17 protein-coding genes and 1 pseudogene are annotated in these 23,456 nt (G+C 58.4%); 11 read left to right on the forward strand and 7 right to left on the reverse strand.

Annotated features, from left to right (window positions below):
* Nucleotides 1-330: 330 nt before the first annotated feature.
* The 5 genes from AAA138_RS01195 to AAA138_RS01215 all read left to right on the forward strand — a co-directional run bounded on the left by AAA138_RS01195 (nucleotide 331) and on the right by AAA138_RS01215 (nucleotide 5,733).
* Entirely contained in the window at nucleotides 331-1,554 is a 1,224-nt protein-coding gene (locus tag AAA138_RS01195) for an iron-containing alcohol dehydrogenase (protein ID WP_117583326.1), read from the forward strand.
* A gap of 120 nt (nucleotides 1,555-1,674) precedes the next feature.
* A complete protein-coding gene (locus AAA138_RS01200) occupies nucleotides 1,675-2,742 on the forward strand; it encodes a glycerol dehydrogenase (RefSeq protein ID WP_349089250.1) in 1,068 nt (355 codons plus the stop codon).
* A gap of 151 nt (nucleotides 2,743-2,893) precedes the next feature.
* Complete coding sequence (locus AAA138_RS01205; protein WP_316366601.1) at nucleotides 2,894-4,147, forward strand: 4Fe-4S binding protein; 1,254 nt, start codon at nucleotides 2,894-2,896, stop codon at nucleotides 4,145-4,147.
* 114 nt (nucleotides 4,148-4,261) lie between these two features.
* On the forward strand, nucleotides 4,262-5,338 hold the full coding sequence (ychF, locus tag AAA138_RS01210) for a redox-regulated ATPase YchF (RefSeq protein ID WP_055309950.1): 1,077 nt from the start codon (nucleotides 4,262-4,264) through the stop codon (nucleotides 5,336-5,338).
* Nucleotides 5,339-5,349: 11 nt separating this feature from the next.
* Complete coding sequence (locus AAA138_RS01215) at nucleotides 5,350-5,733, forward strand: DUF1648 domain-containing protein (RefSeq protein ID WP_055309951.1); 384 nt, start codon at nucleotides 5,350-5,352, stop codon at nucleotides 5,731-5,733.
* A gap of 9 nt (nucleotides 5,734-5,742) precedes the next feature.
* On the opposite strand, the gene AAA138_RS01220 is transcribed toward AAA138_RS01215, so the two are convergent.
* Complete coding sequence (locus tag AAA138_RS01220) at nucleotides 5,743-6,132, reverse strand: hypothetical protein (protein ID WP_349089251.1); 390 nt, start codon at nucleotides 6,130-6,132, stop codon at nucleotides 5,743-5,745.
* Between the two features lie 76 nt (nucleotides 6,133-6,208).
* Between AAA138_RS01220 and AAA138_RS01225 the strand changes: the two genes are divergently transcribed.
* Complete coding sequence (locus AAA138_RS01225; RefSeq protein ID WP_035136926.1) at nucleotides 6,209-6,427, forward strand: helix-turn-helix transcriptional regulator; 219 nt, start codon at nucleotides 6,209-6,211, stop codon at nucleotides 6,425-6,427.
* A 22-nt stretch (nucleotides 6,428-6,449) separates the two neighbouring features.
* Here the strand turns inward: AAA138_RS01225 and AAA138_RS01230 are convergent, their stop codons facing one another.
* Nucleotides 6,450-7,463: an asparaginase gene (locus AAA138_RS01230; protein ID WP_349089252.1), complete on the reverse strand. Its 1,014-nt coding sequence runs from the start codon at nucleotides 7,461-7,463 to the stop codon at nucleotides 6,450-6,452.
* A 268-nt stretch (nucleotides 7,464-7,731) separates the two neighbouring features.
* Between AAA138_RS01230 and guaA the strand changes: the two genes are divergently transcribed.
* Nucleotides 7,732-9,330, forward strand: a complete 1,599-nt coding sequence (guaA, locus tag AAA138_RS01235) for a glutamine-hydrolyzing GMP synthase (RefSeq protein WP_117635915.1) — start codon at nucleotides 7,732-7,734, stop codon at nucleotides 9,328-9,330.
* Between the two features lie 205 nt (nucleotides 9,331-9,535).
* Here the strand turns inward: guaA and abc-f are convergent, their stop codons facing one another.
* The 4 genes from abc-f to AAA138_RS01255 all read right to left on the reverse strand — a co-directional run bounded on the left by abc-f (nucleotide 9,536) and on the right by AAA138_RS01255 (nucleotide 15,722).
* Nucleotides 9,536-11,005 (reverse strand): ribosomal protection-like ABC-F family protein, encoded by a 1,470-nt coding sequence (gene abc-f / locus AAA138_RS01240; protein ID WP_005987409.1) that lies wholly within the window; start codon nucleotides 11,003-11,005, stop codon nucleotides 9,536-9,538.
* A 261-nt stretch (nucleotides 11,006-11,266) separates the two neighbouring features.
* Nucleotides 11,267-12,505 carry an MFS transporter gene (locus tag AAA138_RS01245; protein WP_349089253.1) on the reverse strand — a complete coding sequence of 413 codons (1,239 nt, stop codon included), beginning with the start codon at nucleotides 12,503-12,505 and terminating at the stop codon, nucleotides 11,267-11,269.
* A 1,144-nt stretch (nucleotides 12,506-13,649) separates the two neighbouring features.
* Entirely contained in the window at nucleotides 13,650-14,612 is a 963-nt protein-coding gene (locus AAA138_RS01250) for an Abi family protein (RefSeq protein ID WP_075844146.1), read from the reverse strand.
* Nucleotides 14,613-15,254: 642 nt separating this feature from the next.
* On the reverse strand, nucleotides 15,255-15,722 hold the full coding sequence (locus AAA138_RS01255; RefSeq protein WP_349089254.1) for an XRE family transcriptional regulator: 468 nt from the start codon (nucleotides 15,720-15,722) through the stop codon (nucleotides 15,255-15,257).
* 263 nt (nucleotides 15,723-15,985) lie between these two features.
* On the opposite strand from AAA138_RS01255, the gene AAA138_RS01260 reads away from it, so the two are divergent.
* Together AAA138_RS01260 and tet(W) are read left to right on the forward strand one after the other, a co-directional pair.
* Nucleotides 15,986-17,173 carry a plasmid recombination protein gene (locus AAA138_RS01260; RefSeq protein WP_233541788.1) on the forward strand — a complete coding sequence of 396 codons (1,188 nt, stop codon included), beginning with the start codon at nucleotides 15,986-15,988 and terminating at the stop codon, nucleotides 17,171-17,173.
* Between the two features lie 392 nt (nucleotides 17,174-17,565).
* Complete coding sequence (tet(W), locus tag AAA138_RS01265) at nucleotides 17,566-19,485, forward strand: tetracycline resistance ribosomal protection protein Tet(W) (protein ID WP_349089255.1); 1,920 nt, start codon at nucleotides 17,566-17,568, stop codon at nucleotides 19,483-19,485.
* A gap of 497 nt (nucleotides 19,486-19,982) precedes the next feature.
* Here the strand turns inward: tet(W) and AAA138_RS01270 are convergent, their stop codons facing one another.
* Nucleotides 19,983-20,150, reverse strand: coding sequence for a hypothetical protein (locus AAA138_RS01270; protein WP_349089256.1), 168 nt, complete (start codon nucleotides 20,148-20,150; stop codon nucleotides 19,983-19,985).
* 66 nt (nucleotides 20,151-20,216) lie between these two features.
* Between AAA138_RS01270 and AAA138_RS01275 the strand changes: the two are divergent.
* Nucleotides 20,217-20,438, forward strand: a pseudogene (locus tag AAA138_RS01275) (5'-methylthioadenosine/adenosylhomocysteine nucleosidase); the annotation flags it as partial.
* Between the two features lie 226 nt (nucleotides 20,439-20,664).
* Nucleotides 20,665-23,406: a PRD domain-containing protein gene (locus AAA138_RS01280; RefSeq protein WP_349089257.1), complete on the forward strand. Its 2,742-nt coding sequence runs from the start codon at nucleotides 20,665-20,667 to the stop codon at nucleotides 23,404-23,406.
* Nucleotides 23,407-23,456 lie beyond the last annotated feature (50 nt).

Raw genomic sequence — 23,456 nt, forward strand, 5'->3', positions numbered from 1 at the left:
AACGGTCGATTTTTGACGGCGAACGGGGCACATTTTTGAGGGGCACAGCCCTGCCCGGGATATGTAGTTAACCCTGATAAAACGTTTGCCCAGCTTGGGAGTATGAATGCCCCACAAGGGTCTTCAGGGATAGAAAAAACGTTTCATCATTATCGGCTTTAGGTGAATAACTGACCAACCAGAACGGTAAAATAGTGTTTGTTTGAGCGTTGAGACGTTCAGACATCGCGCATTGTCATCGCCGGCAACGCGCAAAACGGTCCTAACGGAGCCAATCGGGTGCTCCGTTATATACGCAAGTCTAAGAGGGGCTTGTTTAGGAGGCACAGTATGGGACGTTTTACCAATCCTCGCGATCTGTACTTTGGTGAGGGCGCTCGCCACGAGGTGAAGAACCTCAAGGGCAAGAAGGCCATCATCGTTTCTGGCGGCAGCTCTATGCGCCGCGGCGGGTTCCTGCAGGACGTTGAGGCCGACCTTAAGGAAGGCGGTTTCGAGGTCAAGCTGTTCGAGGGCGTCGAGTCCGACCCGTCCATCGAGACGGTCATGAAGGGCGCCGAGGCCATGCGCGAGTTCGAGCCCGACTGGATTATCGCCATCGGCGGCGGCTCGCCCATCGATGCCGCTAAGGCCATGTGGGTCTTCTACGAGTATCCCGAGGAGTCCTTCGATAACATCATCCAGCCGTTCAGCTTCCCCGAGCTGCGTCAAAAGGCTCATTTCTGCGCCATCTCCTCTACCTCCGGCACCGCTACCGAGGTCACCGCGTTCTCCGTCATTACCGACTACGCCAAGGGCATCAAGTACCCGCTGGCCGACTTCAACATCACCCCTGATGTCGCCATCGTCGACCCCGAGCTCACCTACACCATGCCCGCCAAGCTGTGCGCTCATACCGGCATGGACGCTCTGACCCACTGCATGGAGGCCTACGTTTCCACCTGCGCCTCTATGTTCACCGACGCCAACGCTCTGCACGGCATCCGCGAGATCGTCGAGTGGCTGCCCAAGTCCTATGCTGGCGACCATGAGGCCCGTCAGCACATGCACGAGGCTCAGTGCATCGCCGGTATCGCCTTCTCCTCGGGCCTGCTCGGCATCGTTCACTCCATGGCTCACAAGACCGGCGCTGCCTTCGAGAACGGCCACATCATCCACGGTGCTGCCAACGCCATGTACCTGGGCAAGGTTATCCAGTGGAACTCCAAGGACCCGCGCGCTGCTGAGCGTTACGCTTACGTGGCCAAGGAGATCCTGCACCTTCCCGGCGAGACCAACGAGGAGCTCATCGCTGCGCTCGTCCAGAAGATTCGCGACCTCAACGACCAGCTCAACATTCCGCAGTCCATCAAGGATTACGCGAATGGTGGCGTGAAGGTCGACGCCGAGAACCCGCAGATGGTTTCCGAGGAGGAGTTCCTCGCCAAGCTGCCCGAGATCGCCGCGAACGCCGAGACCGACGCCTGCACGCCCGAGAACCCGCGTGAGACCAAGGCTGCCGACTTCGAGAAGATCCTCAAGGCCTGCTACTACGACACCGACATCGATTTCTAATCGACTCTCGCTGTCTTGCAAGGGGTCTCGTGCTCTATGCACGAGGCCCCTTTTTGCTATGGTGCAAAGGGGTCAGGTTGCTTTGCACCAATTGTTGTTTATGAAAGGGCGGATTCTCGTATGGCGCTTCCCATGGTTTATGGCGGTCCCGGACGATATGTTCAGGGGCCGGGTGAGCTCTCGCGTCAGGGCAGGTATTTGTCATGGTTGGGCTGCGCTGCCTATGTCTTGTTTGACCAGGGCACCGAGGATCGGCTGTGCAGGCAGATCGTCGATGGATTTCTGGATGAAGATCTAAGCGAGCCGTTCTTTAAGATTTACAACGGTCCGTGTACGGAAGATGCCGTTGTCGAAATGGCCAAGGAAGCCCGGGCCGAGTATTGTGACATGGTGGTGGGCATTGGCGGCGGCAAGATGCTCGATATCGCCAAGGCCGTTGCGTTTTATGCCGAGTTGCCGTTGTGCGTATGCCCCACGGCGGCTTCGATGGACGGTCCGTGCAGCGCGATTTCGGTGCTGTATCACGAGGATGGGTCGTTCGACCGCTACCTGATGCTCGAGAAGAATCCAGACCTGGTCGTGGTCGATACCAATGTGGTCGCGGCAGCCCCGCTGCGCATGACAGTCGCTGGTATGGGCGACGCACTGGCAACGTACTTCGAGGCGCGTTCGTGCGCCGCGGCGCACGGCGCCAACGAGCACGGTGGCGCGCCGGGGCACTTGGCTTTGGTTGCGGCTCGTGCCTGCTATGACACACTCATGGAGTGCGGCGTCGCTGCCAAGCGCGATCTCAAAAAGGGCCGTACATCGCCGGCGGTTGAGCGCCTGATCGAGTGCAATATTCTGCTTTCGGGCGTTGGCTTTGAGAGTGGCGGTTTGGCGCTGGCGCATGCGATCGCCAACGGCCTGACGATTTTGCCCGAGTGCAAGGCCATGCACGGCGAGGCCGTAGCGTTTGGCCTGGTGGTGCAGCTGCGCCTGGAGCGTGCGCCCGAGCTTGATCAGGTGCTCGAGTTTTGCCGGCGCGTTGGTCTGCCGACGACGCTCGAGGAGCTGGGCCTTGGCGAGATTTCCGATGCCGACTTGCTGAGCGTTGCGGACGCAACTTTTAAGAACGAGCGTAACATGGCCAACGAGCAGGCCAGGGTGACCAAACAAAAGCTCGTGCAGCTCATGCGCGAGGCATAGCTTGGCATTTGATTGACCTTGTGCAATCGAGGCGGCGATAGGCTATAGGCTATTTGCCGCAAAGATGCGCCGCGTGTAATTTGCCCGAGGCGTGGGCCGATGGCGTATCATTATCTCTTGCTTGTTTGCACTGCTCAGGGAGGGGCCGCGCATGGCGCAGGAACACGATCTGTTTGATGACATTATCGAGATCAGCAAGGGTTTCGACTTTCTTAAAAACCCGCTTGGCGGCGTGACCGATGCACTCGATCCGTCGGCGCCGCAGTGGAATCCTGCCGACTACAAGGAGCGCCCGCGCGGCAACACCATTCCGTGCCTGACCTGCAAAAACGAAAAGAGCGGCTGCACCGCGTGCATGGACGTGTGCCCTGTCAACGCTATCGAGGTCGAGGAAGACGCCATTGAGATCCTCGACTCCTGTCGCAAGTGCGGCCTGTGCGCCGCTGCCTGTCCGACCGAGGCGATCATCTCGCCGCGCCTGGCGCCCAAAAACCTTTACGACGACATTGTCTCGGCGGCTACGAGCCACGAGACCGCCTACGTCACCTGCACGCGCGCCCTTAAGCGCATGCCGCGCGAAAACGAGGTCGTCGTTGCCTGCGTGGGCGATATTACGGCCGAGACCTGGTTCTCGGTACTGGCCGACTATCCCAACGTGAGCGTGTACCTGCCGTTGGGCGTGTGCGATAAATGCCGCAACACCGGCGGTGAGGATATTCTGGGCGAGGCCATTGCCACTGCCGAGGAGTGGGCCGGAACGGGCATGGGCCTGGAGGTCGACCCCAAGAGCCTCAAGTGCCATAAGCGCCGCGAGTACGAGCGCAAGGAGTACATGGAAAAGATTGCCCGCACCACGGGCCTGACGGTGACCAAGCTCAATCCGGCGACGGCGGCACTGGCCTCGGTGACGCAGAAGCTCAAAGCCCATCGCCATCAGATTACCCAGCTGGAGCGCACGCTCAACACCATGTGCGGCACCACGACGACCAAGCGTCGCCGTTCGCTCACGCACGGGCGGCAGCTGGTGCTCTCGACACTGCAGAACCATCCCGAGCTTGCCCAGAACATGCAGGTGAGCACGCCGGAATGCGACTTTGACAAGTGCACGTCGTGCGGCGAGTGCGTCAACGTGTGCCCCACGTTTGCCTGCGATTTGGTGGGAAGCGGTCGCTTTGCACTGGAGTCCACGTATTGCCTGGGTTGCGGAGCCTGCGTCAAGGTGTGCCCCGAGCATGCGCTCAAGTTGGTTGAGCATGACGCGTCCAATCTGGTCGTTGTCGACCCCGAGGCCGAGGAAAAGGCCGCTCAGAAGGCCAAGGCCCACGAAGAGGCCCAGAAGGCCAAGGCCGAGGCAAAGGCCAAGCTTGACAAGATGCTCGATCAGGTGGAGAAGCTCGCGGACTAGTCAGCGAGCTCTATCTCTGCTTCATTTGCGCCGCCGCGGTGTCCGGATTCGCCCGGATGCTGCGGCGGCGCTATACTTATACGGTTTGAAGTACCTGTACCAAAAGGAGCTGTCGTGTCCCTTTCCATCGGTATCGTGGGCCTGCCCAACGTGGGCAAGTCGACGCTGTTCACCGCGCTTACCAAAAAGACCGGCCTTGCCGCCAACTACCCGTTTGCCACGATCGACCCCAACGTGGGTATCGTCGACGTGCCCGATAGCCGCTTGCAAAAGCTTGCCGACATCGTTAACCCGGGCCGCATTGTGCCGGCGACGGTCGAGTTCGTCGACATCGCAGGTCTGGTGAAGGGCGCCAACGAGGGCGAGGGCCTGGGCAACCAGTTCTTGGCCAACATTCGCGAGACCGACGCCATCTGCGAGGTCGTGCGCTACTTTAAGGACCCCAACGTCATGCGTGAGGTGGGCCGCACGGGCGAGTTCGTCGATCCCGCCGGCGATGCCGACACCATCATGACCGAGCTCATCCTGGCCGACATGGGCACGCTCGAGAAGCAGCTGCCTAAGCTCGAGAAGGAGGCCAAGCGCGACAAGGAGCTCATGCCCAAGTTCGAGGTTGCCAAGCGCCTGCTCGCCTGGCTCAACGAGGGTAAGCGCGCCGCATCCATGGAGATGACTGACGAGGAGCGTGCCGCCGCCAAGGGCCTGTTCCTGCTCACCATGAAGCCCATCCTGTATGTGGCCAACGTAGACGAGGACATGCTCAACGAGGACCTGGCGCCCATCGATGGCGTCAAGCCACTGCCGATCTGCGCCAAGATCGAGGCCGAGCTTTCCGAGCTCGATCCCGAGGATGCGGCCGACTACCTGGAGAGCCTGGGCCTGGAGCAGCCCGGTCTGGACGTGCTTGCGCAGGCTGCCTACAAGCTGCTTGGTCTGCAGTCGTTCTTTACGGCTGGCGAGATGGAGGTCAAGGCCTGGACGGTTCGCCAGGGCGCGACCGCCCCGCAGGCCGCCGGCGTCATCCACACCGACTTTGAGCGTGGCTTTATTAAGGCCGAGGTCATTGGCTATGACGACTACATCGAGCTCGGCGGTGAGCAGGGCGCTAAGGCCGCCGGCAAGCTGCGTATTGAGGGCAAGGACTATGTCATGGCCGATGGCGACGTCGTGCACTTCCGCTTTAACGTGTAAGGGCGACGCATATGTTTAAATACGGCAAAAAAGCTGGCTACATGGGCATTGCGCTGCTCGTACTTGCGGTGATTCCGTTGGTGGTTGCAGCGTTTGTGATCCCCAACATTGGTCCTGAGGTGGCAACGAAGTTTAACGCAGCCGGCGAGGTGACGCGCTGGGGCAAGAGCTACGAGCTGCTGGCACTGCCGGTGCTCAACCTACTGCTGAGCGTGGCGACGTACTTTACGGCAGGACGCCAGGCTAAAAACAATGATGACTCCGCCGCCATGGCACGCATCGTGTGCGAGCGCTACCTGCGCAACGGTTGCATCACGGGTGTATTCCTCAACGTGATCAACGTTTACTTTATGTACTCGGCGATTACCGGAACGGGCTTTGGCTTTGGTTTCTAGCTTGTTCTTTTAGGCAACGAGCCTGCACGCATATTCAATGGCTGCTGCGAGGCCGCCGCTCGATCGTGGTTTAAAGACCATGTCGGCGGCGGCCTCGTTTTCGTATCCGGCGCCGCGAAGGGCGAGTGCGATACCGGCTTCTAAAAGGAGCGGCAGGCCGTGTTGGCTGGTTGCGATTACGGCAGCCTGATTGAGCGAGCAGCTGTGCGCTTGGCATTGGATGGCAAGTTCACCTTGCGCCGGGCAAGGGACCAGAACGGCGGCGACGCGACTTGATAGCAATGCAAATGCTGTGCGCTCATCGGGTGAAAGGCATTCGGCTTCAACGATGACGAGCTTGGGCGGTGCGCTGTTTGTGCGAAGCGTAGTTCGGTGCATGCGGACCGAAGAACCCGACATAGAAAACTCCTGTGTATTCGGCAAAACGTAAACTATAGTTTACGTTTATGTTCGGCCCCATTTCAAACTCGTCTGCATGGACGAACGTGCGAAACAGATTCTTGGCAGGCGGGTCGAAGAGACACGCAGGGACCTTGGTATCTCCAAGGTTGATTTTTGTGTGGCGACAGGAATCAGCCGACCCTACCTCGACCGAATCGAGGATGGGACGGCAAATTTCACGCTCAAGGTTCTATTTAAGATTGCGCCCGCACTCGGCATGACGGTGTCAGAGCTTCTCGAGGGCATCGAATAGGGGATACCCGTCGAAAACTGAATTACGCCATCGGGATGCGGTCGTGGTTGACTTGGCTGTAGAACAGGCGCTGGATCTCGGCGGCATCGCGTGACTGGCCGAGTGCCCACATGGTCTTGGCCACGAGCGTCTCGGTGGTCATGTCGTCGCCGCGTAGAATGCCCGGCTGATTGGCGTAAGCACGGCCGACCTCATAAACGCCCAGATCGAGGCCCTCTTCGGGGACCTGCGTGGTCATAACGACGGTGCGGCCCGAATCGACCCAACGGAAAATTGCCTCTTGGAACGACTCGCCCGACTCACCAAACTCGGGGATACCGCCAATGCCAAAGGTCTCCAAAATCACGGCGTCGTAGCTATCGGCAAGGGCGTCGAGGATGCCCGGATTTACGCCGGGCGTGAGCTTAAGGACAAACACGCGCGGGTCGATGCTGTCGTAGAAACGCACCGGGTTTTCGCCCTGATGCGTGCCGTGAAGCCCGTTGCGCACGATGCGGTCGTTGCGGATATAGGCGATGGGCGGATAGTTGACGCTAATGAACGCGTTAAAGCTCATGGTGCGCTGTTTGCGGGCGCGCGTGCCGGCAATGGCTACGCCGCCAAACACGATTGAGACGTCGTGCGAGTGTTCGTCGAGCGCATAGAGCAGGCTCTGGTACAGGTTGAGCTTGGCATCGGTAAAGGGGTTGCCCATGGGCTTTTGCGAGCCGGTGAGCACGATGGGCTTGGGGCTGTCCTGAATCAGATAGGAAAGCGCCGCCGCGGTGTAGCTCATGGTGTCGGTGCCGTGCAGAATCACGAAGCCGTCGTGGTCGGAATAACCTTCGACGATGACATCGCGGATGCGCATCCAGTCGCTCGGGCGCATATTGGTGCTGTCGATGTTCATGGGCTGCACGACGTCGAGCTCGCAGAGGCCCGAGATCTCGGGGACGCTCTGGGCGAGTTCCTCACCGGTCAGGGCGGGGGAGAGGCCGTTGCCGTCCTCGGTCGATGCGATGGTGCCGCCCGTGGCGATGAGAAGGATGCGCTTCATGCTGGTATTCCTATCGTATTTGCCGCCGCAGAGGCGGAGTCGTTCGGCAGTATTGTGGCACAGAGCGTTCAATGTTCAAACGTATTACATCATCTGTAACGTCTGGTAACACTTCAATTGCCGTCAAATAGGGGCCCAGGTCGTGCGTTTGCCGTGCGCTGATGGCTGCGAGGGACGAGAAACCCCATATAACGTGTACACTATGGAGGTTATTTTCGTTCATTCACGCGGGTGGGCACCGGCTCCCCGCCAACAAGAGGGGGATACCATGGATCAAAAGGCTTCCGCAAAGGTCCTCGTACTCGACTTTGGTGCGCAGTACGGTCAGCTCATTGCCCGTCGCGTCCGCGACCTCAACGTGTATTCCGAGATTGTCCCCTGCGACATCTCGGCCGACGAGATTCGCGAGATGAACGCCTCTGCGCTCATCCTTTCCGGCGGTCCGGCTTCCGTGTATGCCGAGGACGCTCCGTCTATAGATCCCGCCATCTTTGACCTGGGCCTTCCCGTCCTGGGCTTCTGCTACGGCCATCAGATCACGGCCGTGACGCTCGGCGGCAAGGTCGGCCACTCCGAGGTGGGCGAGTACGGCCGCGCCACCATCACGCGCACGGCCGGCGCCAAGCTCTTTAACTCCACGCCCATGGAGCAGACCGTGTGGATGAGCCACCGCGACGCCGTTTCCGAGGTGCCCGAGGGCTTTACCGTTACCGCCAGCACTGACGTGTGCCCGGTTGCCGCCATGGAGTGCGTCGAGCGCAAGATTTTCACCACGCAGTTCCACCCCGAGGTCAAGCACTCCGAGTATGGTCAGCAGCTGCTGAGCAACTTCCTGTTTGAGATCTGCGGCCTGGAGCCCAACTGGAGCATGGACAACCTGGTCGAGACCATGACGGCTGAGTTCCGCGAGAAGGTCGGTAACGACCGCGTGATTTTGGCCCTGTCCGGTGGCGTCGACTCCTCCGTCGTGGCTGCGCTGGGCGCTCGCGCCGTGGGCAAGCAGATGACCTGTGTGTTCATCAACCACGGCCTGCTGCGCAAGGGCGAGCCCGAGCAGGTGGAGGAGGTCTTCACCAAGCAGTTCGATGTCGACTTTATCCACGTTCACGCCGAGGACCGTTATGCCGAGCTTCTGGCCGGCGTGACCGAGCCCGAGGAGAAGCGCCGCATCATCGGTACGCAGTTCTGGAAAGAGTTCTTCGCCGTGGCGCAGCAGCTCGAGACCGATGGCAAGCCGGTCAAGTACCTGGCTCAGGGCACCATCTACCCCGACATCATCGAGTCCGGCGCTCGCAAGACGGGCGGCAAGACGGCCACCATCAAGAGCCATCACAACCTGATCCCGTTCCCCGAGGGCGTACACTTCGACCTCATTGAACCGCTTGATCACTTCTTTAAGGACGAGGTCCGCGCGCTTGGTCTGGCACTGGGCCTGCCGGGTCATATCGTGTTCCGTCAGCCTTTCCCGGGCCCGGGTCTGGCCATCCGCATCATCGGTGCGGTCGACAAGGAGAAGCTCGAGATCCTCAAAAACGCTGATGCCATCGTGCGCGAGGAGCTGGATGCCTACAACCAGCGCCTGTTTGAGCAGACCGGCGAGCGCAACTCCGAGCACAGCTGCTGGCAGTATTTCGCGGTCCTGCCCGACATCAAGTCTGTCGGCGTTATGGGCGACGAGCGCACCTATCAGCGCCCGATCATCCTGCGCGCCGTCGAGTCCAGTGATGCCATGACCGCCGACTGGGCCAAGCTGCCCTACGATGTGCTGGCCCGCATTTCCGGCCGCATCGTTGCCGAGGTCCCCGGCGCCAACCGCGTGTGCTACGACATCACGTCCAAGCCGCCGGCGACGATTGAGTGGGAGTAGGCCGATAGGGTTCTGACCTGCGATTTTGAGTGCCGCACTGTGCCGCTGAGTTTCGTTTCGTACGAGAGTCATGACAAAGCCACCAGCGACGGAGATGAGTAAAAGCGATTAAAGAGCCTCCGTTCCCTGCGTTGGGACGGAGGCTCTTTCTTTGCCGTTTTACTCCCTTGTCTCCGTTCGGGGATTATTTCTTGCTCATTTAGGGCTATTCGCGCTGAAAGATTTTGACTAGCTTGGTGTCCTTTATTTCGTAGACAATGTCTGCGACGTTCTCGACCAGCCTCTTATCGTGGGAGACGAACACTATCGTTCCGGCATAGGCGCTCATCATCTGCTCGAGGGCTTCGGCGCTCTTGATGTCCAGGTAATTTCCAGGCTCGTCCATGAGCAAGATGTTGTATCTGCCCAGCAGCATCTTCGCGAGTAGCAGCTTGATGACTTCGCCTCCCGAGAGAACGCCAACGTCCTTTGTCAGGTCGCGCGGTCCGATTCCCATAGAGGCGAGGATGCCTCGAATTTCGGTCATGCTGTACTCGCAACCATCCTGCATGAACGAGATCGCAGACTGACGGGCGTCGAACTTGTAGCCTGTTTGCTCGAAGTAACCGATCTCTGCCTTGGGAGAGATGTTGATACCGTCGGCGCGTCGAGCGATTGCCTTCAGCAGGCTGGTCTTTCCTGTACCGTTGCCACCGGTGATGGCCACTTTGGCACCGAGCGGTATCTCGAATTTCGCGTGGTCATAGAGCATGCAGTTGCCGAAGCTCAAGCTGAAATCGTCTGCCGAGATGGGAAATTTACTATGCAGTTCCAGGGCCTTGCTCTGGCGGAACCGCACGGCGCGAATGCTATCTGGGGCCTCAATCCCTTCGAGCGCTTCGAGGCGCTTCTCCATGTCCTTAGCCGCCTGGTACATCCTCTTCTGTTTGGTGCCGGTTGCTTTCTGATGCCCCAATCGACCTGCATACTCGTTGCTTTTTTTCGCAGCCTTCCGCTTGGCGTCGACCTGCCGTGCTTTTTTCCGTTGTTTTTCGATGGCGGCTTCGAGGCGATCGCGCTCGCGCATCGCCTCTTCGTATCGAGTCGCCTGAGCTTTGCGCTCTTCTTCTTTCTGTCGCAGATAGTCGGAGTAGTCACCCCAGAATTCGGAAATACCGCCGTCTTTGAGCTCCCAGATCTTGTCTACCACCTGGTCGAGAAAATGACGGTCATGGCTCACGATGAGCAGAGCCCCATCAAATGCCTTGAGTTGTCCGACGAGAAGGCGGATGCCGTCTTGGTCGAGGTGGCTCGTAGGCTCGTCGGCGAAGATCGCGCTTGCATGCTGGGAGAGTGCAGAGGCAATCTTGGCGCGTGTTTCCTCCCCGCCGCTCATCGTCTCCTGCGCCACTCCGGCGACGTTGAGACGGGAGAGCATCTCACCACTGTCCTGAGCCGCATCAAGGTCGAGTTCATCGAGTTGGCCGATGAGGGCAATGCTGCCGAAGCGCCTGACGTCGGCGTCCGCAATGGTAAGATTGCCGCTCAGAATTTTAAGCAGGCTGGTTTTGCCTGCGCCATTGTCTCCCACCAAGCCGATGCGATCGTAGGAGTAGATTTCCAACTCTTCGATATCTAGGATATCGCGGCCGGCATATTCCAAAAAGATGTCTTTAGCTTTGACTATGAGTTCCATAGGTTGAACCGCCTTTTGTGTATTAGCGTTTTACTGGAAGCGCAGCCATGCCAAAAAAGATTGCTCACGTCGATTTTTCGCCTTTGCCCAATTGCCGGCGCGAGCGTTTTGACCTTGCGCAAGCCGGCAAATCCGAAAATGATAGTTGGCGACGAATAAGGAGCGCGATGCGGAATGTCGGTGCAATACCTCGTCGTCGCAAGGGCTTGAAGGCTGACGCTTGAACCGATGGCTGCTGCCTCTTTTTTTCGAATACTTGGGCTATTGAATCTGCCCGGTATCTCTTTTCCCCGCGTTTCGGACGCTCGGAGCAAGCAGCATAGCCATCGCAAGCAGTACCATGGTCGCTCCAGAGCCGACGAACCATAACGGAGCTCCAAGCAGATCCGCAAAAACGGAGGGGGCTGCGAGGCCCATGGGCATGGCCCACGCCATGATGGTTCCGTAGAGGCCGAAAACGCGGCCTAGGTACTCAGGAGGTATCTGCTCCTGCATAAGGGCAGTCTGGGTTCCCGCGTACAACGGGGAGCATGCGCCCATAAGAAAGCTCACCGGCAGGAAAGCAGCGAACAATGACGGGCCGAGCGATCCGGATACGATTGCGGCAATGCCGAAGCCGGCAATCGCGGCGACCATGGTGAACGACCTATTGCGGAACCCTCCCGTGGCCGCCAAAATGCCGGACCCAGCCAGCATGCCTGCAGAAAAAAGGATTTCCACCAAAGCGGCATCCCCCGTGCTACCGCCAAAATGCCCCAAGGTCATTATTGGGAACAATGCCGCGAGCGGAGAGAACGCGAAAGCGAAGACGAACCCGCACCAAAGAAGGGCGAACAGCCCCCTGTACTCCCTAATCAGCTTGTAGCCGTCCGAAATCTCAGAGAAGAGCTCTCGAACCTTATTGGAAAAGGACAAGCTGCGGTCGGCTTCATCGAGGCCCCCTGCGTCTATCTGTGCGGCGAGGACGGCTAAAGAAGCGAAAAGCGCTCCCAGCACGTCGAGGACAATCATAGCGGTAATGCCCGCCACGGGATAAATCACTGCTGCAAGCGCGGCGCCAAGAATGTATCCGCCGGACTGAATCGCCTGAGTCACCCCCGATAGGCGAACGAGATGCTCTGGCGGGGCGAGATGGGGCGTGAGAGATTGGGAGGCTGGCGTGTAGAACGAAGTACCAACTGCACGGAGAAACAGGGCGATGAGAATTAGCCATGCAGGTAAGCTGCCGGCCAACGAGGCAATCGCCAAGGCGGCACCCACCGCGGCAATGAAGAGGTCGGCGCCGATGAGGACACGTTTCAAAGGCAGTCTGTCGACAACGGCGCCCGCAAGGATTCCGAACAAAGCAATCGGCAGAAAGCCTGCCAGCGATGCTAAGGAGAGGAGAGAAGACGACCCTGTCGTGAGGGCGAGATGCCAAATAAGACCCATTTGGAGAATCGAACTCGTCAATTCGAAACGAGCTCCCCGCCCCATACGAAACAAAGCTTGAATTGCCATGAATGGCACAGCAGAACAGACCTGCCCCGAGAGGTTTCAAATATCATGGTTATGTCCAATCGTGAAATGGCGTGCAGAAAAACAGCGCGACGCCACAACAGCGCCGCTTTCTAGGCGCTCATCCACGTGCGGAAAAGACCAACCACGACACCCCTCCTTTGTTAATTCGGTCTGGCAAACCATGTAATATTAACGAGGCTTGAGTTTGCCTGTCAAGAATCGAGCATCGGTAAGGGCAATCCTCTCTGGCCATTCGATTCCTTTTGTATCTTTGGTTGCATAGGTGACCCGCCAGGGCTATTACGCGTGGAAGAGGCGCCTGCCGAGCTGGCCGATGAGGCGCTGAAGATGGCCCTGGTCAGGCGAAACGATCCCAAGGGATGCGTACATCATTCGGATAGTAAGAATGTTGCCAGCAGGTTTTGCGGCAACCGCAAAGGAGCCGTATCCTGCAGCTGGAATCACGTTGCAGCATCCTGACCCGCATTCCGATTGGCGGACGGCCCGCTTCGGCATCCTGACCAGCACAGCGATCGAGCCTTGTCATTCCTTGGATATGCCGGTTGCTCGGGGCGGTCCCGACGGAGGCCCTCGCCTCCCCGGTCCGTGACCCAAGAAGGGCAAGCATGCTGATCTGCATGGCTGGTTCCTCCTTTATGTAGACGACCATGCAGAGAAGGGACAACCAAGGAGGCAGGTTACTGATGCGGACTCCCGCACGCCCACGACTACCCGACGGGGACTGTGTTTTCATCTCTGGTGCCCGCATTGTAGCACGCGCGGATTCACGATGTTGATTGCCGGCGCCTAGACGGAGATGAAGGCGGTTCGATCTAGGTCAAGCCGGTCGCTCGTTCATGAAGCGGCCGATTCCCTGAAAATAAAAGGCGCCCACGAGGACACCTACAGGCTATCTTCGAACTACTTGGTTGGGGCAGACGGAGGAAAAAAATAGGGCAGAATCGCTCTCACGATCCCGCCCCGCAAACCCGAGGGTTTCTAACTGGCTCCATTATTCCGGGCTTCTCAGTTCTGTCATTGACCCAGGTATCATCCGTCTCCTATAGCGAGTGAATATAAAAATAGGGCAGAGTCGCTTGCGCAAGTCCGCCCCTAAAACCGTGAAGGTTTTGCTATCTGCAGGCTATTCTACCAACCCGAGCGATTCTGTCAACCTGCGAAGGAACTCGAGCGCGGAGCGAGCTGCGGCGTCGGGCCCCTTGTCGGGCAGCGCCTCGGTTTCGCCGTCGGCCCTGGCGAACATCTCGGCGAGCTCGGATGCGGCGCGCGAGCGCGAGGAGCCCTCGGGTACCAAGCCGGAGTGCGCCACGAGCACGGTCGCGACCTCCTGCATGGCCGTATTCCCCATCCACTTCCTCCTGGTCGCCTTGGGAATCCCCACGGCGGCGACCCTTCGGGAGACGCCGCTGGACGCCGAGCCCCGGGCGGCGCCCCTCTCGGCGAAGCAGTTGATCAGGCACGAGCCGTGCGCGGCGCAGTTGCGGACGGACTTCACGCGCTTGAGGTCGTAGTGGGAGGCCTCGAGGCGCCTGTCGCCCCATCGCCTGGCGCAGAAGCGCACGAAGTCGATGAGGGTGCCGAACGAGGTGAGCTCAAGGAAGGCCCAGGCAGGCATGTCGCCGGAGTACTTCGCGTAGAGGCTCGAGCTGTAGGGGCTGCGGCCGCTCATCTTGAGCTCGCGCAGGCGGTACTCCCTGTTTGCAGTGGTAAGCGATGCCATGTAGTCGGCCACGATGGCGTAGCCGTCCTCTCCACGGTCCTCCATCTCGCGAAGCAGTGTCACCTTCTGGAAATGCTCGATGTCGAGCGTCATGCCGAGCAGGGCGTGGCGCAGCTCCTGGTCGAGCGCCGCGAGCAGGCGCAGCTGGCCGAAGTCGAGGTCTACGTAGCGGCCGTCGCGCGGGCCTCCCTCGTATTTCGAGAAGAGTTTGCGGTAGGATGCGAGCTTGAAGAAGTTGCACTTGTCGCGCAGGTAGTCCGCGGCCTCTTCCTCGGAACACAGTTCGAAGGCTACGCCCTTCTGCTTGAGGTGCTCTATCTGCTGCTCGATCGTGAGGATCGGCTTCCTATCGTGGGGTTCGGCCATGCTCGGTCTCCTGTCATTGATTTGAGAATCCTATTCTACCAGCATGTTTGCCCTGAATCCTGAAGGCCCGTTCGCCAACTCATAAGCAAGCCACCTGAGACTACTCACTTTGTTCACGAATGGCGAAGACCTGCGACCTGGGGTTTTGCAAATGGCGCGCAAGCCACCCACGTTAATTCACTTGCGATTGCAGCTGGCGGCTTGCGGGCAAAAGGGCGGTTGAGTTTCAAAACGGGCGTTTTCGGCGCCATCGAGCCTCCAAAGGCGACCCGCCGCGCACTTTGGGACAAAAACAAAAACTCAATGCCCTGAGTTTGAAAAAAAGTTTTTGAGGTTGTCCCAGCTTTTGTCCACGAAGCCGACGAAACGCGACATCGCGTCATTCGGCGGCACGCGTTCCGTGTCGATGCCGAAAACTGGGTGCAACTGGAATGACGGGACGACAGAACCGAAGCCATCGAGTGGGAGTGACCGTTAAAACGGCTCAAACCCGCATGAATACAGGGTTTTTGACCTGTCACTTTGCCTTGTGATACTGGATTGATACTATTCGTTTCAACCCGGCCACACAAGAGAATGATTGCAAAGGGCAAGCAAGCCGCCCTGCTGAACGACAAATTCAGCAGGGCGGCTTCGCTTGTCCTATTTTTCTTTTTTCCAGGGAACATAGTAGTCAAACCTTTTGCTGTCGTCACAGGTACATGGCCAGTTGAGTTTCCATTCAAAGTATTCGTCCCTGGTGATCTCCCCGGCGTGAAGCTCCTGCTGGCGCAAAAGCCACTCCCGCATGAACTCATCTACCAGCCCATAGTTGAAATAAATGCCCACAGGAGGTTGAGCGGGCCAGTCGTCTGTGTCGTTGTATCGGACGGCGGTATCATCGGAGGCCCCCGTCTTGCCGGGATTGCGGACAAGCTGAAACAAGCGGATGGAGCCGGGGCTGTCCTCGTCCAGCCAGAAGAATGTCCGCATGAAGTCCTCGGCGCAGCCAGGTTGAATGGTATAGAAATTCTGTCGGTCTACACGCAACGCTTGGGCAATCTTGTCCAGTAGTTCCCTTTTCGGAACACGGTAGTCAATACAACCCGTACCCCTTGACTTTTGGCCCACGGAGAACACTTGCCGGGTGGTGGGAAAGGCTCTGCCTTTCCCACCTGCCCAACGGCGAGTGGCAAAGTTTAGGCGGGGTGCAGGGTGCCCTTTTCAAAGGGCGGCCCTGCTGGGGGAGCCGTCCGCAGACGGCGGGGGCAAAGCCCCCATTCCACCCCGTAGGGCGCAAAGGCACTTTTGATACGAAGTGTCAAAAGTGCCTTTGCGTTACTTTCGCAGAAAGTAACAAAGGCCGCCGCTGGCGCGGCGAAAGGAGTGTTGATTTGAAAAGAACGATCAGCGCAATGGTGGGGCAAGGTTCGGTAAGCCACAACAGCAGGAAGTTCAACGCCAAGAACACCGACCCGGAACGCTCCCATTTGAATATAACCTACTGCCAGGAAAATATCAAGGCAGTTTTTCGTGAGATGTTTGACGAGGCCCTCAAGCGGTACAACGACAAGCAGACCAGGGCAGACCGCAGGATTGAGAACTACTATGAGAAGATACGTTCCAGCAAGCAGGAGAAGCCGTTCCATGAAATCATTCTGCAAGTGGGCAATAAGGACGACATGTGCGCCGACAGCGAGGACGGCCAGCTTGCGGCGACGGTGCTGGACGAGTATATGAGGGGCTTTCAAGAGCGCAACCCCCAGCTTCGGGTGTTCTCGGCTCATCTCCACATGGACGAGGCCACGCCCCATCTGCACATCGACTTTGTACCGTTCACCACCGGCAGCAAGCGGGGCCTGGATACCAGGGTATCACTCAAACAGGCGCTAGCGGCCCAGGGTTTCAAGGGAGGCACCAGAGGGGACACAGAGTGGAGCCAGTGGGTACGCTCTGAAAAGGAGCAGCTTGCCGCCGTGATGGAGCGTCACGGGATAGAGTGGGAGGACAAGGGCACCCACGACCAGCACTTGTCTGTGCTGGACTACAAAAAGGAGCAGAGGGCCAAGGAGATTGCCCAACTGGATAAGGTAAAGGCCAAGAAGCAAAAAGAGGTGGCGGGACAGGAACAGCGGTTGAAGGAATTGGCCCCGGCAGTAAAGAACATGGAGCGGTTGGCGGCGGAGTTTTCGGCAGACCCGGAGGAAGTCTTACCAGAGCCGGGGCCGCTGGAATCGGCCAGGGCCTACCGGGAGAAAAAGGCCAAGCCTTTATGGGCAAAGATCGTCAAGGTGCTGCGCTCGGTCTACCGGGCCTATCTCGACCTCAAATCCAAATTTGAGCGGCTACAAGCGGACTATGGCCGGGAGGTCAGCAAAAACAGTTCTTTGTCAGAAAGGATTTACGAGGTCTGCGCCGAGAGAGACAGTCTAAAGGGAAAGGTCAGGGACTACGAGCGGGTCAGGCGAGCCATTGGCCCGGAACAGGCGGACAGGATATTAGAGGCCGCTTACCAGCAGGAGCAGGCTGAAAAGGAACGGAAACGGGCCGCAAGGCAAAAAACAAGGGTAGGTGTGCGATAATCACCAAAAATGGAGGGTGTTCCAGTGAATGCCCTCCAGTTTTATTTGGGGAATCGGGTAAAATAATTTCTTGTTTTTTAGAGCGCACTATGATATACTGTTATTATCCTGATTTGAGGAGTCTACCAAAGATTTGAGGAGTCTACCAAATATGCGGCAAGGTATTCTTAAATAAAATTTGATAATGGGCGCAAAAATGCTTGCCCCTTGCAGGGGCTTGGTTTTTGTACCCAATTTAAGAATACTTTTGCCTTTTAAGCAAATATCGTGACGGACAGCAGCTTATGTAAGCCGTGTGTGTTTTTGTGTGTCCGAAGTCATGATCCCCAGCGGTAAAAGTATTAGCCGCTGGGGATTTTTGCGCCCATTTGGGCCTTGTACGGAGGATAGACATGAACATTATCAATATCGGGATTCTTGCCCATGTAGACGCTGGAAAGACAACCTTGACGGAGAGCCTGCTATATGCCAGCGGAGCCATTTCAGAACCGGGGAGCGTCGAAAAAGGAACAACGAGGACGGACACCATGCTTTTGGAGCGGCAGCGTGGGATTACCATTCAAGCGGCAGTCACTTCCTTCCAGTGGCACAGATGTAAAGTCAACATTGTGGATACGCCCGGCCACATGGATTTTTTGGCGGAGGTGTACCGCTCTTTGGCTGTTTTAGATGGGGCCATCTTGGTGATCTCCGCTAAAGATGGCGTGCAGGCCCAGACCCGTATTCTGTTCCATGCCCTGCGGAAAATGAACATTCCCACCGTTATCTTTATCAACAAGATCGACCAGGCTGGCGTTGATTTGCAGGGCGTGTATCAGTCTGTTCGGGATAAGCTCTCCGTCGATATTATCATCAAGCAGACGGTGTCGCTGCCCCCGGAAATAGTCCTGGAGGAAAATACCGACATAGAAGCATGGGATGCGGTCATCGAAAATAACGATGAATTATTGGAAAAGTATATCGCAGGAGAACCAATCAGCCGGGAAGAACTTGCGCGGGAGGAACAGCGGCGGGTTCAAGACGCCTCCCTGTTCCCGGTCTATCATGGCAGCGCCAAAAAGGGCCTTGGCATTCAACCGTTGATGGATGCGGTGACAGGGCTGTTCCAACCGATTGGGGAACAGGGGAGCGCCGCCCTATGCGGCAGCGTTTTCAAGGTGGAGTATACAGATTGCGGCCAGCGGCTCATCTATCTGCGGCTATACAGCGGAACGCTGCACCTGCGGGATACGGTGGCCCTGGCCGGGAGAGAAAAGCTGAAAATCACAGAGATGCGTATTCCATCCAAAGGGGAGATTGTTCGGACAGACACCGCCCATAAGGGCGAAATTGTCATTCTTCCCAGCGACAGCGTGGGATTAAACGACGTATTGGGGGACGACACCCGGCTTCCTCGTGAAAGGTGGCGCGATGCCCCCCTCCCCATGCTGCGGACGACGATTGCGCCGAAAACGGCAGCGCAAAGAGAACGGCTGCTGGACGCTCTTACGCAAATTGCGGATACTGACCCGCTTTTGCGCTACGAGGTGGATTCCATCACCCACGAGATCATTCTTTCTTTTTTAGGCCGGGTGCAGTTGGAGGTTGTTTCCGCTCTGCTGGCGGAAAAGTACAAGATTGAAACAGCGGTGAAGGAACCCACCGTCATTTATATGGAGCGGCCGCTCAAAGCAGCCAGCCACACCATCCATATCGAGGTGCCGCCCAACCCGTTTTGGGCATCCATAGGACTGTCTGTTACACCACTCTCGCTTGGCTCCGGTGTACAATACGAGAGCCGGGTTTCGCTGGGATACTTGAACCAGAGTTTTCAAAACGCTGTCAGGGATGGTATCCGTTACGGGCTGGAGCAGGGCTTGTTCGGCTGGAACGTAACGGACTGTAAGATTTGCTTTGAATACGGGCTTTATTACAGTCCGGTCAGCACGCCGGCGGACTTCCGCTCATTGGCCCCGATTGTATTGGAACAGGCATTGAAGGAATCAGGGACGCAGCTGCTGGAACCTTATCTCTCCTTCATCCTCCATGCGCCCCAGGAATACCTTTCCAGGGCTTATCATGATGCACCGAAATACTGTGCCACCATCGAAACGGCCCAGGTAAAAAAGGATGAAGTTGTCTTTACTGGCGAGATTCCCGCCCGCTGTATACAGGCATACCGTACTGATCTGGCCTTTTACACCAACGGGCGGAGCGTATGCCTTACAGAGCTGAAAGGATATCAGGCCGTTGTCGGCGAGCCGGTCATCCAGCCCCGCCGTCCAAACAGCCGCCTGGACAAGGTGCGCCATATGTTCAGTAAGATCACTTGATACACCACAGCGAGGAAGGTTATTGCATTTCCCTGTCTTTCGTGGTAAAATGTAGTTGTAAACCACCAGAGAAACCAATCTAATTTTACCGTTGATAGCCATTTCCTTGATAGCCAAATGATAGCAAAAGTTTGGCAAGCCCATAGGATAAGGATAATAGGTATCAGGAAAAATCAAATGGTATCAAATCCCCCAAACAAAAGCGTTTAGAATTAAGTTTCATTTTGCGAGTGGGAATAAACGATATTCGTTGATTTCAAGCCTCTGACCTGCGAAAACAGGTCGGAGGCTTCTTATTTTGCAACCTCTGTGCAACCTTTGCGGTTTCGCGCCCCGCGAACAGGGGACGTAGCACTGCTCGCGTCTGGGCCCATGTCGGCACCGATCATTGCCCGCGCTGCTTCTGCTTGCGCTTCAGCTTCCGCTGCTCGAAGCACGTCGTCGGGAGTTCCTCGCCGGAGGAGAGATGGCCGTTCCCTATGAGACTACGGAACCACCTATATCCGCTTGCCGCGGGCTTGCTTGAGCCAGTTCCTCTTGAAAGAGCCTATACCTCCGAAGAACTTGTTGTACGTCTCACCGTTCTCCTTGGCTTCGTATTTGACCAAGGCAAGTTCGATGGTGCAGAGGTAATCCGCCACTTGCTCGAGGCGGTAGTCGGCCATCGAGGTCCTGCGGCGTCGGACGATCCCTTTTGAGAGGACCTTGCGCACCGAGCCGTCTCGCCCACGGAACAGAAGGAGCGCATACTCGCGACCTTCGGCGACCTGTGCTGCGAGATGGAGGGCTGCACCATCGCGCAGGCCGCCTATCTCAACGGCGTGCCCCTCGTCGTCGTGCGCGCCATCAGCGACAAGCCCTGCGCCGAGGGCCAGGTCGTCGACTACAACACCTTCGAGAAGAAGGCCGCCTGCGACTGCGCCCGCATCGCCGCGCGCATGGTTAAGCTTTAGGCCCTGCGCGCCGGGGCCCTTCTTTATGTTGGGACCCCGGCGCGCAGGGCCCTTTCCAAAGCGAAGTGTCGAGCCGAAGTGTTGAGCGTCGGCCCTGAATGTTCAATGGCCGTTGTTTTCTGCCCCTCAAGTGGTGGACTTTTCCTCGGGGCTGTTGATTCCTCCACGCGCCCCCTTCCGTCCTCTGTTCTCCCCTTATACTCCTTGTACGAGGAGGTAAGAAGTCATGGACAAGACCGCACAGGACAGCTTGGCAAAGAAGCCCGTCGACACGAGGGACAGGATTCTCGAGCATCTCGAGGCCCTCACCTCTGCCGTCTCGCTCGACGACCTTGCCCGTCTGTCCGCCTCCGACATCGCCGAGACGCTCATCATCTCCAGGAGCCTGGCGAGCCAGTACCTCAACGACTTTGTCCGCGCCGGCCTTGTGGTTAAGGTGGCGGGCAGGCCTGTCCGTTATTTTCATCGCCGCGCGTTCCAGAAGCGTTTTCAGGTAAAGCTCTCTGCAAGCGAGTACGCCTCGCTCGCCGACCTCATCCAGGCGACGGGAATCGCCGATCACCGTGACTTCGCGCGTGCCGTGGGCTTTGACCTGTGCCTCAGCTCCGTTGTCGAGCAGTGCAAGGCTGCGGTTCAGTACCCTCCGTTTGGCCTGCCCATCCTCTTGAGCGGCGGCGTGGGTGTCGGCAAGTCTTTCCTTTCTCGTCTTGTGTACGAGTACGGCAAGAACCAGGGCTTGCTGTCCCGCGACTCCTCCTATGTGCGCATCGACTGCGCCGGGGTCCCGGACGCCGCCTCGTTCAACGGGCTTCTTGACGAGTCGATCGCGAAATCGCGCGGGGGTGTGGTTTTTGTCAACGGCATCGAGGCACTCTCTCCCTCTGCGATGGAGCACTGCCTTGCGACGGCCCTCGGGCTCGATGCCTCCCAGGATGCGCCGCGCGCTCGCCTCGTTCTTTCGACGACGCTTTCCGCCGATGACCTGAAGGTTTCCTCGGCCTACAGCAAAATGCCCATCTGTGCCCGCGTCCCCTCACTCAAGGAGCGGACCCCCGAGGAGCGCGAGGATCTCATCTTGAGCTTCCTGCGCAGCGAGGGGTGCCGAATCGGTTCTGATGTGAAGATTAGCCGCGGCGCATACCGTTGCCTCGTGAACGCGGACTTTTCCGATAACATCGCCGGCTTGCGCGCTTGCGTGACGAACTGCTGCGCCAAAGCGTTCCTCAATCGCGAGGGCGACTACGTCGTCGTTCGCCCGTATCTTCTTCCCAGCGGGCTCCTCTCCTCCGCGCAGATCGATCAACAGCCCGACGATGGCGTTCTGATCGACGCGTCCCTGGATGCCGCCGAGAGCACAGGGCCGGTCGAGCAGGCGCTCGATGCCCTGTGCTCTCTCGATGAGCGATTCTGCGCCGGGGAGCTCTCTGTCTCCGAGCTCGTCTCGCAAGCTGTCTCCGCTGTGCGCGGCGTTGAGGATCACTTGATCTTCGGCCGCGGCGTTACCTCCTCGAGGTCGCGCGCCTTCGAGCGCATCGTGGGCGCGGTCCTTGCCGACGCAGGCTCTTCTTATGGCATCGAGCTTTCGAGGAAGGTCGCTTTTCTGCTGGCCCAGGAGATTTGCCTGCAGTTGTGGCCGGGCATCGGCCTGGCTAAGCGAAAGTCTGCCTGTGCGGAGCAAATCTCCCATCTCCTCGGTGCCGTGACCTCCGAATTACCGTTTGCCTCGAGCGTTTCCGATCAGGTCGCCGCAGACGTGGAAGGGGCGCTGGGAATCTCGCTCGATCACTTCACGAAGACGCTTCTGACGCTGTGCGTCGCATCGGAGTCTCGCGACGCGAAGGCCCTTCGAACGCTCTGCGTCATCTTGTCCCACGGCTACTCAACGGCGACGAGCATCGCCGACGCGGCGAACCGTATGCTCGGCATGCATGTGTACGAGGCGGTCGACATGCCCTACGACCAGCAGCTGAAGGACATCGTCGGTCCGCTCCAGCGCCTCGTCGACCGCCATTCCTACTGCACCGGGGTCGTGTTCCTCGTCGACATGGGCTCCTTGGAGGAGGCCTATAAGGCCCTCGAGAACGTTACCGACTCCACCATCGGGGTGGTGAACAACGTCTCCACCGGGCTCGCGCTCGAGATCGGGTCCGGGCTGCTCGGCGGCAAGTCCATCGCCGAGGTTCTTGGCGATGCGACCGCCGTGTGCGTGACGCACTGCAAGGTGATCGAGCGCGTCAACCGTGAGGACGCCATCGTCTTCTGCTCCGAGTCCGGGGTCGACGCCGCGGAGAGGATACGCCAGCTCGTCTCGCAGAGCCTCCCGCGCACCATAGGCGCACGCCTGCTCACGAGGCCCTTCAAGCAGCTCGTCACGAACGGGTCGAACGACGCCGTTTTCTCCGAGCACCGCGTCTGCGCCGTCATCGGCACGGGAGACCCCGGGATTGCCTCCGTTCCCTTCGTCGCCCTCGAAGACATTATGTCGACGGCGTCCGCCTCGAAGGTCGATGCCGTGTTCGGCAGGTGGCTTGACGCTTCCGAGCTCTCTTCTTTCCACGAGAAGCTGCTTTCGAACATGACGCTGCAGAACGTTATCCGCTCCATCACCATCCTCGACCCGGAGCGGCTATTCCACGAGATCGAGAGCGCCGTGCACGAGCTTCAGCGCAGAACGGGCGAGAAGATCGGCAGCAACGCCATCATCGGGCTGTACGTTCACCTCTGTTGCCTCGTTGAGCGCCTCGTCACCCGCAACCCCATCGAGACCTACGTCGGCCAGGATCGCTTCGAGGAAGAGCACACCGACTTCATCGAGTCCTTCAGGCAGAGTTTCTCGAGCATCTCGACGCGCTATCGCGTGGAGGTTCCTGTAAGCGAGATCGCCTACGTCTTCGACTACATCAGCGTGAGCGCCGCCCCGGCGCGAGAGGAGCGTCTCGGCTCCTCGAGCCTCCTGTTCGACGAGTGACCCCCCGCGCCGTCACGAGCTGACCGTGCGTCTTCAATAATCCGATAACC

The sequence above is a fragment of the Collinsella sp. CLA-JM-H32B genome (assembly GCF_040098065.1).
GTDB lineage: Bacteria > Actinomycetota > Coriobacteriia > Coriobacteriales > Coriobacteriaceae > Collinsella.